At 74.6% G+C, this 13,080-nt stretch carries 12 protein-coding genes; 6 read left to right on the top strand and 6 right to left on the bottom strand.

What is annotated here, in order from left to right:
• Nucleotides 1–114 precede the first annotated feature (114 nt).
• Both ACFY0D_RS23020 and ACFY0D_RS23015 read left to right on the top strand, forming a co-directional pair.
• The gene (locus ACFY0D_RS23020) at nt 115–600 is read left to right on the top strand and encodes a MarR family winged helix-turn-helix transcriptional regulator (RefSeq protein ID WP_030771000.1); all 486 of its coding nucleotides are present in this window, start codon (nt 115–117) and stop codon (nt 598–600) included.
• 74 nt (nt 601–674) lie between these two features.
• Nucleotides 675–1,709, top strand: coding sequence for a PHP domain-containing protein (locus ACFY0D_RS23015; protein WP_390799937.1), 1,035 nt, complete (start codon nt 675–677; stop codon nt 1,707–1,709).
• Nucleotides 1,710–1,825: 116 nt separating this feature from the next.
• Here the strand turns inward: ACFY0D_RS23015 and ACFY0D_RS23010 are convergent, their stop codons facing one another.
• The 3 genes from ACFY0D_RS23010 to ACFY0D_RS23000 all read right to left on the bottom strand — a co-directional run bounded on the left by ACFY0D_RS23010 (nt 1,826) and on the right by ACFY0D_RS23000 (nt 5,738).
• Nucleotides 1,826–3,025, bottom strand: a complete 1,200-nt coding sequence (locus ACFY0D_RS23010) for an NAD(P)/FAD-dependent oxidoreductase (RefSeq protein ID WP_390799936.1) — start codon at nt 3,023–3,025, stop codon at nt 1,826–1,828.
• Between the two features lie 156 nt (nt 3,026–3,181).
• Nucleotides 3,182–4,819 carry a LuxR C-terminal-related transcriptional regulator gene (locus ACFY0D_RS23005; protein ID WP_390799935.1) on the bottom strand — a complete coding sequence of 546 codons (1,638 nt, stop codon included), beginning with the start codon at nt 4,817–4,819 and terminating at the stop codon, nt 3,182–3,184.
• A gap of 40 nt (nt 4,820–4,859) precedes the next feature.
• Complete coding sequence (locus ACFY0D_RS23000; RefSeq protein WP_390799934.1) at nt 4,860–5,738, bottom strand: UbiA family prenyltransferase; 879 nt, start codon at nt 5,736–5,738, stop codon at nt 4,860–4,862.
• A 76-nt stretch (nt 5,739–5,814) separates the two neighbouring features.
• On the opposite strand from ACFY0D_RS23000, the gene ACFY0D_RS22995 reads away from it, so the two are divergent.
• Genes ACFY0D_RS22995 through ACFY0D_RS22985 form a run of 3 tightly spaced genes read left to right on the top strand, consistent with a single transcriptional unit; the run spans nt 5,815 to nt 8,494 of the window.
• On the top strand, nt 5,815–6,876 hold the full coding sequence (locus ACFY0D_RS22995) for a type III polyketide synthase (RefSeq protein WP_390799933.1): 1,062 nt from the start codon (nt 5,815–5,817) through the stop codon (nt 6,874–6,876).
• Nucleotides 6,877–6,881: 5 nt separating this feature from the next.
• Nucleotides 6,882–7,472, top strand: coding sequence for an isoprenylcysteine carboxyl methyltransferase family protein (locus tag ACFY0D_RS22990; RefSeq protein ID WP_390799932.1), 591 nt, complete (start codon nt 6,882–6,884; stop codon nt 7,470–7,472).
• A complete protein-coding gene (locus ACFY0D_RS22985; RefSeq protein ID WP_390799931.1) occupies nt 7,469–8,494 on the top strand; it encodes an NAD(P)/FAD-dependent oxidoreductase in 1,026 nt (341 codons plus the stop codon). The genes ACFY0D_RS22990 and ACFY0D_RS22985 overlap by 4 nt, the downstream gene beginning before the upstream one ends.
• 124 nt (nt 8,495–8,618) lie before the next feature.
• On the opposite strand, the gene ACFY0D_RS22980 is transcribed toward ACFY0D_RS22985, so the two are convergent.
• Nucleotides 8,619–9,608, bottom strand: coding sequence for a hypothetical protein (locus ACFY0D_RS22980; RefSeq protein ID WP_390799930.1), 990 nt, complete (start codon nt 9,606–9,608; stop codon nt 8,619–8,621).
• A 169-nt stretch (nt 9,609–9,777) separates the two neighbouring features.
• Between ACFY0D_RS22980 and ACFY0D_RS22975 the strand changes: the two genes are divergently transcribed.
• Complete coding sequence (locus ACFY0D_RS22975; protein ID WP_390799929.1) at nt 9,778–11,412, top strand: carboxylesterase/lipase family protein; 1,635 nt, start codon at nt 9,778–9,780, stop codon at nt 11,410–11,412.
• Here the strand turns inward: ACFY0D_RS22975 and ACFY0D_RS22970 are convergent.
• Both ACFY0D_RS22970 and ACFY0D_RS22965 read right to left on the bottom strand, forming a co-directional pair.
• On the bottom strand, nt 11,396–12,067 hold the full coding sequence (locus ACFY0D_RS22970; protein WP_390799928.1) for a hypothetical protein: 672 nt from the start codon (nt 12,065–12,067) through the stop codon (nt 11,396–11,398). The genes ACFY0D_RS22975 and ACFY0D_RS22970 overlap by 17 nt on opposite strands.
• Nucleotides 12,068–12,296: 229 nt before the next feature.
• Nucleotides 12,297–13,058 (bottom strand): MOSC domain-containing protein, encoded by a 762-nt coding sequence (locus ACFY0D_RS22965; protein WP_390799927.1) that lies wholly within the window; start codon nt 13,056–13,058, stop codon nt 12,297–12,299.
• Between the last annotated feature and the right edge of the window lie 22 nt (nt 13,059–13,080).

The raw sequence follows: 13,080 nt of genomic DNA, 5'->3' as shown, positions 1-13,080 counted from the left end.
CAGAAATGAACCGTGGCGGCGGCCGGTGGTCGGCCGCGCTCCACTACTAGAGCACACAATTCAGTTGTGCACAATTCAATGCCTCGCAAGTCTGTCCCGGGTACACTGGGCGTCATGACCGAGCAGCCCACCGCGACCCATGCCGACCAGGACTTCCTGCGCCTCGACGGCCAGATCTGCTTCGCGCTGAACGCGGCGAGCCGCGCCTTCGGCGGCCTCTACCGCGTCGTCCTCAAGGACCTGGGGCTCACCTACCCCCAGTACCTGGTGATGCTGGTGCTGTGGGAGCACGGCGAGATGCCGGTCAAGGAGATCGGGCAGCACCTGCGGCTTGACTCCGGAACGCTGTCCCCGCTGCTCAAGCGGCTGGAGGCGGCCGGACTGGTCCGCCGCGAGCGCAGCACCGAGGACGAGCGGTCCGTGCACGCCCACCTGACCGAGGAGGGCGCCGCGCTGCGCGTCCGCGCGGTGGAGGTGCCCCGGCGGATCGCGGCCGCGACCGGTTTCGAGCTCACCGAGGTCCTCGACCTCCAGGCCCGGCTGAACCGCCTCACCGCCGCCCTCGACGCCGCCGTGCCCCGGGAGGCCGGAGAGGCGTAGCGGCCTCCCGCACCGGACACTGGGTCCGGAAGGCGGGTGGCGGGGCGGTGGGGGCAGCGGGCAGGAGGTACGCGATGGACCCGGTTGCGGCGCTGGACCGGATCGCCTTCCTGCTGGAGCGTGCGCAGGCCCCCACCTACCGGGTACGCGCCTTCCGGTCCGCGGCGGCCGCGGTGACGCGGATGGGCGAGAGCGAGGCGGCCGAGCGGGTCGCCGCCGGTTCCCTGGAGGCCGTGAAGGGCATCGGCCCCAAAACGGCCCAGGTCGTACGGGAGGCACTCGGCGGCGCCGTCCCGGCCTATCTGCAGGCGCTGGAGGACGAGATCGCCGCGCTCCCCGAAGGGCCGCCGGCCACGCCCGCCGCCACCGCGATGCGGGCGGCCCTCCGCGGGGACTGCCATGTGCACTCCGACTGGTCCGACGGCGGCAGTCCGATCGAGGCGATGGGGCGGGCGGCGGCCGCGCTGGGCCATGAGTGGGCCGTGCTGACCGACCACTCGCCACGCCTGACGGTGGCGCGGGGGCTCTCCCCCGAGCGGCTGCGCGAGCAGCTGCGGGTGGTGGCCGAGCTCAACGCCACCTGGGCACCTTTCCGGCTGCTCACCGGAATCGAGTGCGACATCCTCGACGACGGGGCCCTGGACCAGGAGCCGGAGCTGCTGGAACGGCTCGACCTGGTCGTCGGCTCGGTGCATTCGAAGCTGCGGATGGACTCGCCGGCGATGACCCGGCGGCTGCTGGCGGCCGTGCGCAACCCGCTGATGGACGTCCTGGGCCACTGCACGGGACGACTGGTCACCGGCCGGACCCGGCCGGAGTCGCGGTTCGACGCGGAGGCGGTCTTCGCGGCCTGCGCGCAGAGCGGCACCGCCGTGGAGATCAACAGCCGGCCCGAGCGGCTGGACCCGCCCCGGCGGCTGCTGCGCCTCGCCGTGGCGGCCGGCACCTTCTTCGCGATCGACACGGACGCGCACGCCCCGGGCCAGCTGGACTGGCAGATCGTCGGCTGCGAGAGGGCCGTGGAGTGCACGGTTCCGGCCGGGCGCGTCATCAACACCTGGCCGGCGGACGCGCTCCTGGCCTGGACCCGCACCCGACGCGCCCCATGAGGTCCGCACGCCGGATTCCGCCAGGGCGACGCCGGACGGCGGCCCCGGCAACGACGCCTGTGTCCACCCGGGCACCGGACCCGGCTGCCCGTGACCACCGGCACCGGCCGGTGTCCTCACACGAGCAGCGCTCCGATCCTCTCGGGCGCGAAGAAGTCCGCGGGCGAGGTGACGCCCGCCGCCACCCTGGCGAAGCCGTCCATGGCCGGGCCGCTGCGCGACACGGCGCCGAGCACCCGGAGCATCTCCGGTGGCGGCGGATCCAGGGTGGCGAGCTCGGTGGTGAACTCGTACATCGGCAGGACCTGCCCGTCCCGGCTCTCCTGGTACTCCTTCATGGCCGCGTCGAAGGTCCGGCCGCCGGTGAACGTCCGGTCGAGGGCCCGCACGCACAGTTCCGCGTCGCGGAAGGCGTCCTGGATGCCCTGGGCCGTGATGAAATCCTTGAGGTACCCCGCGTCGCCGACGAGCGCCCAGCCCGGACCGTACGGCCGGCGCAGGAAGTTCGGAACCGCCGTACCGACGAGGCGGTCCACGCGGCGGGCCGACGCGACCCGCTCGGCGAAAGACGGAACCAGAGCCAGGGTGGCCAGGTAACCGGCCTCGACGTCCGCCCGGTTGGCCCGGAAATCGCGCATCGGCACCCCGCAGATCACCACGGTCAGGCCGTCGTTGGTGGGCCAGGCGGCGAAGGCACGGTCCGGCCGGACGTAGGTCTCGAAGCGGCCGTCCATCGGCAGGCCCGTCCAGTACGCGTAGTAACTGCACTGGAGTTTCGGCTTCTCCTCATAGGCGGCCGCACCGACGGAGCGCGCCACCAGGGAGTGGGCCCCGTCCGCGCCGACGACGACGCGGGCGTACTCCGTGACGCGCTTCCCGCCCGCCCCGTGGCCCCTGATCCCCGTGACCGCATCGCCCTCGACGACGAGTTCCTCGACGGTGAATCCCTCCCGCACCTCGACGCCCGCCCGGTCGGCGGCGTCGACGAGGATCTTGTCCAGGACCGTACGACGCGGCGCGTACGCGGCGGCGAACCCACAGCCCGCCGGCGACCCTTCGATCGTGAAGGGCCCGAAGTCGAACGAGTAGGTGGCGATCGGCGGGCAGCCGCTCGCGATGACCTGGGGCAACAGCCCCCAGCGGTCCAGGGCGGCGAGGCCCGGCGGGTGGACGAGGTGGGTGGAGACCGTATCGCTCGGGAATGAGGCCCGGTCGGCCAGGAGCACCCGGTAGCCCTTACGGGCGAGCAGCATCGCCGTGGGTGCGCCGGCGCACCGTGCGCCGACGACCACGGCGTCGTAGATCTGGTTCGACATGACGTCACCCACCGTCGGTCGGTCCCGGAGGGTGCGCGAGCACCGCATCGGGTTCGTACGGTCCACACGCTAGGCGGCGGACCGGGTCGTCCGCGTCGGCAGAACCTCCCCTCCCGGGTGTGGGCCATTGTGCCCACGAGCAGGTGCGGGAGATGGTCAGACCAGGCCGTGCCGGTGTGCGTACGCCGTCGCCGCCGAGCGCGAGGACACCCCGAGCTTGGTGAAGATGTTGCTGATGTGCCGGGCGACCGTCTTCTCGCTCAGGAACAGGTCGTCCGCGACGGCCCGGTTCGACTTCCCCACCGCGACGTGCCGCAGTACCTCCCGCTCCCGGACCGTGAGCAGGCCGGCCGCCCTGTTCGCGGCCTTGAGCACGAGCTCCTCGGCGCGGAGCAGGTCCGGTACGGCCCCCAGCTCGCGGAAGACGGCCGTGGCGGCCTCGATCTCCAGCCGTGCGGTGATGTCGTCGCCGCTCTCCCGGCAGGACAGCCCGATGAGCAGGCGGGTCCGCGCGGCCTCGTACGGTGCGTCCAGGTCCCGGAACGTCGCCACCGCGTGGCCGAGCACGGCCCGGGCGCCACGCGCGTCGCCGGACGCCAGGAGGACGGCACCCCGTGCCTGTCCGCCGATGGCGCTCAGCAGCGGGGAGGCGACGGTCTCGGCCGTCACGGCCAGCTCCTCCGCCGCGGCGCGGGCCTCCTCCGGCTCGCCCGCCGCCAGCATGACCTCCACGTACGCCGGGAGGATCCGGCAGCGCGCGCCCCCGTCGGCGGACGCGTCGAGCGCGGTGCGGATCGAGCGGGCGGCCGCTCCCGTGTCCCCGGCCGCGAGCAGGGACAGCGCGAGTCCCGGCTGTGCACTGTGCCCGAGCCTGCTGGCCTCGCGGTACGCCTCCTGCGCGCGTGCGGTTTCGCCGCGCAGCCGGTGGAGCTCGCCGAGCTGGTAGTACGCGGCGTCGGCGGAGCCGGCCGTCGGCGTCGACCGCAGCCACCGGCAGGCACGGTCCGCCTCGTCCAGGGCGTCGTCCCAGTCCCCGTGCAGCCGCATGACCTCGACGCGGTGGGCCAGACAGATGCCCCGGTAGGGCACCAGTTCCTGCTGCGCGGCGCACCAGCGGGACAGCTCGGCCGTCCATTCCCGGGCCCGGCGCAGATCGAAGGCGTCGTGGCAGGCCGCGATCACCGCGCAGTACGCCAGTCCGGACACGATCGGGGACACCTCGCCCGCCGTCACCCCGACCATGGCCTCGTCGAGGAGGCGGATGCCCTCCTGGGCGCGGCCGAGCCTGATCAGGGTCTCTCCGATGCAGACCAGGGCGAAGTTCGTGAGGTCGGGGTCCGCGAACCGCCTCGCGAGGGCCAGGGCTCGTTCGGAGACGGCCAGGGTGTGCTCCGTGTCCCCGGCGAAGTAGCCGCGTAGCGCCTCCAGTGCCAGCAGGTAGCCCTCCTCGACGGTGTCCGGGTGCCCGTCGTCGAGCAGCCGCCGGGCCCGCGCGGTCCAGCCGGCACAGCGGGACCACTCCCCGCTCAGCACCAGGTCGAGCCCGAGCCAGAACACGCAGTGGACGGCGCGCGGGACGTCACCGCGGGTCAGCCACGCATGGTGAGCGCGCGTCCACAGGTCGTCGCTCTCGGTGTTCCGGCCGGTCAGGTGCGCGGCGAGGGCGAGCCGCTCCAGATCCTCGGGATCGAGCGGGTGCTGCCGGTCGGCCTCCGAGAGGATCGCGAACACCTCACCCCACGCGTGCCGCGACCACGCCGCTTCGGCGGACCGCTGCGCTGCGGCTGGCTCCATGGCCCCATTCTCTCCGAGGTCCCGCCGGAAGGACGGTGGCTCACGGGCGGAGTTCGACGACCAGCAGGATGACGTCGGCTCCGGCCACCGCCATCGTGGCCAGGAACGGGAGCCTTCCGGCGGGCCTGCGGGCCGCGAGGAGCAGCGCCGTCGCGGTCGCGGCGAGCAGCGTCCAGCCGTACGCCGTCACCCGCCCCGGTGGTCCGACGACCAGGGTGGCGGTCGAGCCGAGGACGAGCAGCCCGGCGAGGGCGGCAGAGAACCGCAGGCCCAGCCGCTGCGGCAGCCCCGTCACTCCGGTGGCGAGGTCGTCCTCGATGTCGGGCAGCACGTTGGCGAAGTGCGCGCCCGCGCCGAGGAGGGCCGCGGCGGCCGTGAGCCAGGGGGGCGGCCAGGGGGCGCCGGGCAGGCCCAGGGTGACGAAGGCGGGCAGCAGGCCGAAGGCCAGGGCGTACGGGAGCCAGGAGGCGGCCGTGCTCTTCAGCCGGAGGTTGTAGGCCCAGGCGGCCGCCACGCCGACGAGGTGTGCGGTGCCGGCGAGCGGTCCGCAGGCCAGGGACAGCGGGACGCAGAGCAGCAGCGAGACGGCCGCCGCCCGGGTCACGGCCGCGGCCGTGACCCGGCCGGCGACGAGCGGTTTGTCCTGTCGGCCCGTGGCCAGGTCGCGCCGCAGGTCGGCCCGGTCGTTGCACCAGCCCACCGACAGCTGTCCGGCGGCCACCGCGCCCACGGTGACGGCCGCCCGCGCCGGGCCCTGCCCCGCGGCGGCCGTCAGGGCGGCGGCGAAGAGGGTCACGGCGGCCGCGGGCAGCGGGTGGCACGCGGCGGCCAGGCCGCGTACGACGCCGGGGCCGGGGCCGCGCGCTGCGGTCCCGGTGACTGCGGTGTTCTCGCGGGTCTTCGTGGTTCGCGCGGGCACGGCGACACGCTACGCGGCGCCGCGCCCGGTTCGCCTGATTCATAACGATGTGTCAGTTATTTTCTATGGTGAACGAATGACACGTGTTCTGGCAGTGCGCAGCGTGTTCCCGCCTCATCGCCACCCCCAGTCCGAGATCACGGAAGCGCTCGCCCGCTTCCTTCCACCGGGCTCCGACACCGCCCTGCTGCGCCGCGTCCACGGCTCGGTGCGCGTGGACGGCCGACATCTCGCGCTGCCGCTGGAGCGGTACGGTCCGGGGAACGACTTCGGCGCGACGAACGCCCTCTTCATCGAGACGGCTCTGGAGCTCGGCACCCAGGCCCTCGAACTCGCCCTCTCCGACGCCGGCCTGGCGGCCCAGGAGGTCGATCTGGTCATGTCGACCACGGTGACCGGGCTCGCGACGCCCTCGCTGGAGGCCCGTCTCGCCACCCGCGCGGGCCTGCGTCCCGACGTACGGCGGGTACCGCTCTTCGGCCTCGGCTGCGCGGCCGGCGCCGCCGGAGTGGGCCATGTCCACGACCATCTGACGGGCCGCAGCGGCCACGCGGCCCTGCTGCTGTCCACCGAGCTCTGTTCGCTCACCCTGCAGTCCACCGACGCCTCGATGGCGAACCTGGTGGCCGGAGCCCTGTTCGGCGACGGCGCGGGCGCCCTGGTGGCGGTGGGCCGCGACCACCCCCTGCACGCCACCGGCGCCGGACCCGAGGTGGTGGCCGCCCGCAGCCGCCTGTACCCGAACACCGAGCACCTCCTCGGCTGGGACATCGGCCACTGGGGGATGCGCATGGTGCTGGGCCGCGAACTCCCGGACCTGGTCAGGCTGCACGTGGCCGAGGAGGTCGAGTCCTTCCTGGCCGCGCACGACCTCAAGCCCGCGGACGTCGACGCGTGGATCTGCCATCCCGGCGGCCCGAAGATCCTCGACACGCTCTCGGACGCCCTCGCGCTGCCGGAATCGGCCTTCGCGGCGAGCCGGCGCTCGCTCGCGGCCGTGGGCAACCTCTCCTCCGCCTCGGTCCTGCACATCCTGGACGGCGTCCAGAGCGCGGGACCGCCCCCGCCCGGATCGGTCGGGCTGATGCTCGCCTTCGGTCCGGGCTTCGCCTCCGAACTCGTCCTCCTGCGCTGGTGAGCCCGATGATCTCGATCCCCGCCATGACCGCCCCCACCTCCCTGACCCCGTACCTGCTGCTGATCGGGCTCGTCGCCGCCGAGCGGCTCGCCGAGCTGATCACGGCCCGCCGCCACACCGCGTGGAGCCTGGCCCGCGGCGGCCGCGAGTACGGCCGCGGCCACTACCCGGCCATGGTCGCCCTGCACACCGCGCTGCTCGTGGGCTGCGTGGTGGAACCCTGGGTGACCGGACGGCCGTTCGTCCCCCTGCTCGGCTGGTCGGCCCTCGCCTGTGCCGTGGCCGCCCAGGGCCTTCGCTGGTGGTGCATCGCCACCCTCGGGAAGCGCTGGAACACCCGGGTGCTGGTCGTTCCCGGGCTGCCACTGGTGGAAGCGGGACCGTACCGGCTGCTGCGCCACCCCAACTACGTGGCCGTGGTCGCGGAGGGGGTCGCGCTGCCGCTGGTGCACGGCGCGTGGATGACGGCGCTCGGCTTCACCGTGCTCAACCTGGTGCTGCTGCGCGTACGGATCGGCTGCGAGGACGCCGCCCTGACCGACGGCGGCCGGCTGCGGGCGCCCGCCTCCGTCCACTCGGCCGGCGCCGCCTCGTGATCGACCTGCTGATCGCGGGCGGCGGCCCGGCCGGACTGGCCACCGCCATCCACGGCGCGCTCGCCGGCATGGAGGTCGTGGTCGTGGAGCCGAGGCCCACCCCCATCGACAAGGCCTGCGGGGAGGGCCTGATGCCGGGCGGCGTTCGCCGCCTCCGGGAGCTGGGCGTCACCGTGGCCGGGCAGCCGTTCCGCGGCATCCGCTACGTGGACGGCGTGAGCGGCCGCCGCGCCGAAGGGCTCTTCCGGTCCGGCCCGGGGCTCGGCGCGCGGCGCACGGAACTGCAGGCCGCCCTGGCCGAGCGCGCCGCGCAGCTCGGCGTACGGGTGCTCCCCGGGCGCGTCGACCAGGTGCGCCAGGACGTCCACCAGGTCGGCGCGGCCGGGCTCACCGCCCGCTACCTGGTGGCCGCGGACGGCCTGCACTCCCCCGTCCGGCGCGGACTCGGCCTGTCGGCGCCGCCCGCGCCCCGCCGCCCGGCACGCTACGGGCTGCGGCGCCACTACGCCGTCGAACCGTGGAGCGACCTCGTCGAGGTGCACTGGTCGGCGCGGTGCGAGGCGTACGTCACCCCGCTGGCGCCCGACCGGATCGGCGTGGCCGTCCTGACGTCCGATCAGGCCCCGTTCGACGTACAGCTGGCCCGCTTCCCGGTGCTGTCGGCGCGCCTGGCCGCGGCGGCGGGAACGCCGGTGCGCGGGGCCGGGCCGCTGCGCCAGGGGGCCCGCGTACGGGTGGCGGGGCGCGTGCTGTTCGTGGGGGACGCGGCCGGGTACGTGGACGCGCTGACCGGTGAGGGACTCACCCTGGCCGTGACGGCGGCGGGCGAGCTGGTGCGGTGCGTCCGGGCGGGTCGTCCGCAGGCCTACGAGCAGGCCTGGCGGGACCTGTCGCGCAGCTACCGCACGCTCACCGCGTCCCTGCTGTGGGCCCGTCACCAGCCGCGGCTCGCCCCACGGATCGTCCCGCTGGCCGCCCGGCTCCCCCGCGTGTTCACCCGGGCGGTGAACCTGCTCGCGTGACCGCGCCGACCGCGAACGGCGGCGAACGGCGGCGACCGGCAGCGGAGGACCGCGCCCGACCGCGAACGGAGCGGCACCCCGCGCACGGGGCGCGGGGTGCCGCTGCGGTGGAGCCTGCGGCGGGTCAGGCCGAGGGCTCCCGGCGGTTCCTGAGGGCCAGGCCGGCGAGGACCGCACCGAACGCCGCGCACAGCACGACGGTGACACCGGCCCAGGCCAGGGTGCCGCCCACCGCGCCCGCCAGCGGGTCGTACCGCAGCGATCCGCCCAGCACGTGCAGGGCGACCACGCCGAGAGCGGTGGCCGCGCCCGCCCGCCACACGGCCGTGGTGTCGCGGAGCGCCACCAGCGCGCCGCTCACCAGGCAGAGCACGGTGACGAGGAGGGGCAGGTAGTCGACGGGGGCCGCGTACTGCAGGGCCGTCAGGTCGTTCGGCAGGTGCAGGGCTCCGCTGACCAGCAGGGCGATCGCCACGGGCCAGCGCAGGACGCGCCGCAGCGCCCGCGCGCGGGACGCGGCGGGCGGGTCCACGGGAGCGGTGCGCCGGGGCGGCTCCTGGTACGGGGCGTCGGACAGCTCCGGGTAGCGCGGCTGCGGCTCGTACGGCTCCTCGTACCTCTCCTCAAAGGGCTCCGCGCACGGCTCGGCGGAGGGCTCCGCTTGCGGGCCGGACGGGGCGGCGTACGGGTCGGCCGGACCTGCGGGCCCGGCGCGGCCCCGGCGCTCCGCCTCGGCCGCGTCCTCCTTGCCGAGGATGGTCACCAGCAGGGCGACGTCCTCGATGGACCGTCCGACGGCGGCGGCGCGCAGCGTGAGATCCGCCTCGGCCACCTCGTGCGGCGACTCGCCCAGGAGGGCGACCATCCGTCGTACGTCCTGCACCGGTCGGGTCACGGCGGCCGTGCGCAGCGCGTCGTGTCCGGCGTCGGGCAGCGGGCCGCCCTCCTTGAGGAGGCTCACGAGTGCGGTGACCTCCTCGACCGGACGGCAGGTGGCCGCCGTCTCCAGCAGGGTCCGCATGGGCGGCGTGCTCGGCTCGTCCGGTGCGATGGGGTCGGGGGTCCCGTGGCGGTCTTCGTACTGTTTCGCCGCGAGGGTGATGGGGTCATTCATGGAAAGCTCCGTTCGCCGACGCGCGGGTCTACGCAATCGCGCGCCGGTCATCGTGCGTCATGGGAAGCGCACGCTTTGTTACATTGAGTGTCACTTCCGCTCACTGCGCCATTCGGGGCGGGCAAACGGGGGTCTCCACCCGGGGCCCGAAGGGGAAAGGGCGTCGGCCGTGACCGACTTTCGCCAGTTCCGTCGCCGGTGGGCCCTGCTGCTGCCCGTCGTGTTGCTCCTGCTGGGCGCCGCGCCCGGTCCGGACCGGCCCGTCGTGGACACCGACCGGGGTCCGGTGCGGGGCCTCGGGCACGGCGCGTACGACACTTTCGAGGGGATCCCCTTCGCCGCTCCCCCGACCGGTCCGCTGCGCTGGCGGCTGCCGGAGCCGGCGCCGCGCTGGGAGGGCGTACGCGATGCCGGGGCGCCCGGTTCGCGCTGTGTGCAGCTGCCCGCGAGTTGGCCCGGCGGGCCGAGCGGCTCGGAGGACTGCCTGTACCTCAACGTCACCGCTCCGGCGGGCCGGGCCACCGCCGGGAGGGGGAGCGGGAGCGGGGGCGGTCGGGGGCGGCCCGTCATGGTCTGGTTCCACGGCGGCGGCTTCTTCAGCGGCGCGGGCGACGCGTACCGGCCCGACCGGCTGGCCACGCAGGGCGGCGTCGTGGTCGTGACCGTGAACTACCGGCTCGGCGTCTTCGGCCTGTTCGGCCATCCGGAGCTCGGCGGGGCGCCCGGTTTCGCCCTCGCGGACCAGCGGGCGGCGCTGCGCTGGGTGCGGGCGAACGCGGCGCGCTTCGGCGCGGACGCGGACAACGTCACCGTCTTCGGCGAATCGGCGGGGGCCCTCAGCGTCTGCGCGCACCTCACCTCCCCGGCTTCGGCGGGCCTGTTCCACCGGGCGATCGTGCAGAGCGGATCGTGCTCGACCACGGCGCCGCCGTGGTCCCTGCTGCCCGGCCTCGGCACGTACGAGCCCTTCGTGCCGGAGCGGCGCACGGTCGCGGACGGCGCCCTGGCGGCGGCCCGGCTCGGCTGCGACCGGCCCGGCGCGGTGCTGGACTGCCTGCGCGGACTGGACACCGACGTGCTGGCGACCGCCGACCTGATGCAGCGCTTCTCGCTGGTCTCCTACGGAAACAGCGTGCTGCCGACGGAGCCCCGGCGGGCGCTGGAGGCCGGCCGGTTCCACCGGGTGCCGGTCCTCCAGGGCAGCACCCAGGACGAGATGCGCCTCTTCCTCGCGCAGACCCTGGCGGCGTATCCGATCCCCGACGAGGCCGCCTACCGGGCCCGGCTGGAGCTGTCCTTCGACGCGCCGACCGCCCGTGCGGTGGAGGCCGGCTATCCGGTGTCCGCCTTCGCGACCCCGGCGGTGGCGTGGGCCACCGTACTGACCGATGCGTCGTTCGCCTGCCCGACGCTGCGGGACGGCACGGCGCTGGGCCGGCACGTGCCGGTGTACGCGTACCGGTTCGGCGACCGGGGCGCGCCGAATTTCACGGGGCAGCCGGAGCCGGCGGACCTGCCGTACGGCGCGGCCCACGGCTTCGAACTGCCCTATCTGTTCACGATCGCGCCGCTGACCGGACCGCAGCGGCAGCTCGCGGACCGGATGACCGGCTACTGGACCGGATTCGCCCGCACGGGCGTTCCTGCGGCGCCGGGAGCACCTCGGTGGCCGCGCGACCGGACTTCGGCCTCGGTGCTGTCGCTGGCGCCGGGGGCGGGCGGGATCCGTACGGTGGACGCCCGGGCGGAGCACCACTGCGCGCTCTGGGACGCGCGGTGGCCCGGGGTCACCAGGGCTCGGTGACGTTCAGCCGCGGCCCCGTCGAGGTCTGGAGCGTCGCCGTGCCCGTGTCCCCGTAGACCTCGTGCCGCCAGGCGGCGAACACCTTGGCGATCGCGCGTGCGGCATCGCCCCGCCCCTTGCCCACTTCCTTGGTGGTGAAGGTGATCCTCGCCTCGCCGACCGTGCGTACCTTGCGGACGCGGACCTCCTTGATCACCTCGGAGTCCGCGCACCCGTCGTCGGCCTGGTGCTTCACGTAGTAGGCGGTGAAGTCGCGGGTCATGTCGAACCAGTCCGCCGGGCCGCAGGGGCCACCACCGTTGGCCATCTGACCGTCGGTCGGCGGGCCCACGTAGGCACCGGTCTCCTGATCGGTGGGCGGACCGGCATACCCGCCGGTCTCCTCGTCCGTGGGCGGACCCGCGTACCCGCCCGTCTCCTCATCCGTCGGCGGACCCGCGTACCCGCCCGTCTCCTCATCCGTCGGCGGACCCGCGTACCCGCCCGTCTCCTCGTCCGTCGGCACGTCGAGATCGCACTCCGCCGTTGCGAGCGTGGGTACGCCCGCGGGTGGCGCGGCCTGTCCCGCCCGTGTGGTCCCGCACGCCGCCAGGGCGGCGCACAGGAGCCCCGCCACCACCAGCCGACCGGTCACGGACACCGCTGTCTTCGTCATGTCCATCCCCCCTTCGGCCAGCAAGAGGCGATCGCGGCGGTCCGGGTTCCACCTCGCGGTCGCGAGCCGCCCGGCACCGGCCCACCGCACGCCGTCTCGGGACGTCCCAGGAGCCTCCGGGCCTGTGCCTGTTCCCCGCCCGGTAGCGGCCGAGGCCGGCCGGGCTCGGGTCCGGGACCGTACGGTCGTGCCCGGGCCCGGGCCGGGGACGCGCGCGCAGCCGGCGCTCTCAGCCGAGCACGACGCGGTCCCCCACCCGGGCCGTTCCCGGTGTGACGATCCTGGCGAGCGCGTCGAGCCGGTTGTCGTGCGCCCTGGCGATCGTCCTCAGGATCAGCGGCGAGTGCGGCAGGTCCTGCTGGGCCTGGTTGGTCATCACGCACCGCTCGCTGGAGCGCAGGAACGCGATACGGAGGGTGTCCCCCACGGTGGCCTCGCGCCCGATCCACTCGTCCTCGACGAAGGGCGGGGTGCCGGGCGGGGTACGCACGAGGATGTTCGGGCGGAACCGGCGCTCGTCGACCGGAACGCCCGGCACCGCGTGGCGGATCCAGTCGAGGGTGGCCGTCGTGAGGATGCTGAGCGGCAGTTGGTCGAAGTGCGAGACCTCCCCCTCGCGGGCGAGCTCCACATCGTCGCGGCCGAGGTGGGTGCGCAGGTACGCCGTGGGGTCGGCCACCACCTTCCCGTGCGGGTCGAGCAGTTCAGGGGGACCGGGCTCCGGGGTGTTGCGCGGGTAGCGGGAGCTCAGCCGGAGCAGGCCGTCCATCCGCCTGAAGCGCCGGGTGTTCTTGCCCGAGCCGAACCTGCCTTCCGCGTCGCGTACGGCGAACAGCCGGTCGCCCACCAGGCCCCGCTCGTCGACGTCCACGCTGTGCAGGCGTTCGCCGCCGGTCGACTTGATCGGGTACCGCCACAGCCGCTCGATCACGCCCACGTTCCCCGCCACCGCCGCCGCCCCGACGCCCCACCCATCAAGATCATTCTCCATGTACAGGAGGACTACCCTGGCC

Origin of the sequence: Streptomyces sp. NPDC001502, from assembly GCF_042894785.1 — a bacterium.
Classification (GTDB): Bacteria; Actinomycetota; Actinomycetes; order Streptomycetales; family Streptomycetaceae; genus Streptomyces; species Streptomyces kutzneri.
This window is presented reverse-complemented; position numbering and strand designations above follow the sequence as displayed.

Excerpts from the sequence above, each read along its gene's own strand:
- ACFY0D_RS23020 (WP_030771000.1), top strand. The coding sequence starts at position 115 with ATGACCGAGCAGCCCACCGCGACCCATGCCGACCAGGACTTCCTGCGC.
- ACFY0D_RS23015 (WP_390799937.1), top strand. The coding sequence starts at position 675 with ATGGACCCGGTTGCGGCGCTGGACCGGATCGCCTTCCTGCTGGAGCGT.
- ACFY0D_RS23010 (WP_390799936.1), bottom strand. The coding sequence starts at position 3,025 with ATGTCGAACCAGATCTACGACGCCGTGGTCGTCGGCGCACGGTGCGCC.
- ACFY0D_RS23005 (WP_390799935.1), bottom strand. The coding sequence starts at position 4,819 with ATGGAGCCAGCCGCAGCGCAGCGGTCCGCCGAAGCGGCGTGGTCGCGG.
- ACFY0D_RS22995 (WP_390799933.1), top strand. The coding sequence starts at position 5,815 with ATGACACGTGTTCTGGCAGTGCGCAGCGTGTTCCCGCCTCATCGCCAC.
- ACFY0D_RS22990 (WP_390799932.1), top strand. The coding sequence starts at position 6,882 with ATGATCTCGATCCCCGCCATGACCGCCCCCACCTCCCTGACCCCGTAC.
- ACFY0D_RS22980 (WP_390799930.1), bottom strand. The coding sequence starts at position 9,608 with ATGAATGACCCCATCACCCTCGCGGCGAAACAGTACGAAGACCGCCAC.
- ACFY0D_RS22970 (WP_390799928.1), bottom strand. The coding sequence starts at position 12,067 with ATGACGAAGACAGCGGTGTCCGTGACCGGTCGGCTGGTGGTGGCGGGG.
- ACFY0D_RS22965 (WP_390799927.1), bottom strand. The coding sequence starts at position 13,058 with ATGGAGAATGATCTTGATGGGTGGGGCGTCGGGGCGGCGGCGGTGGCG.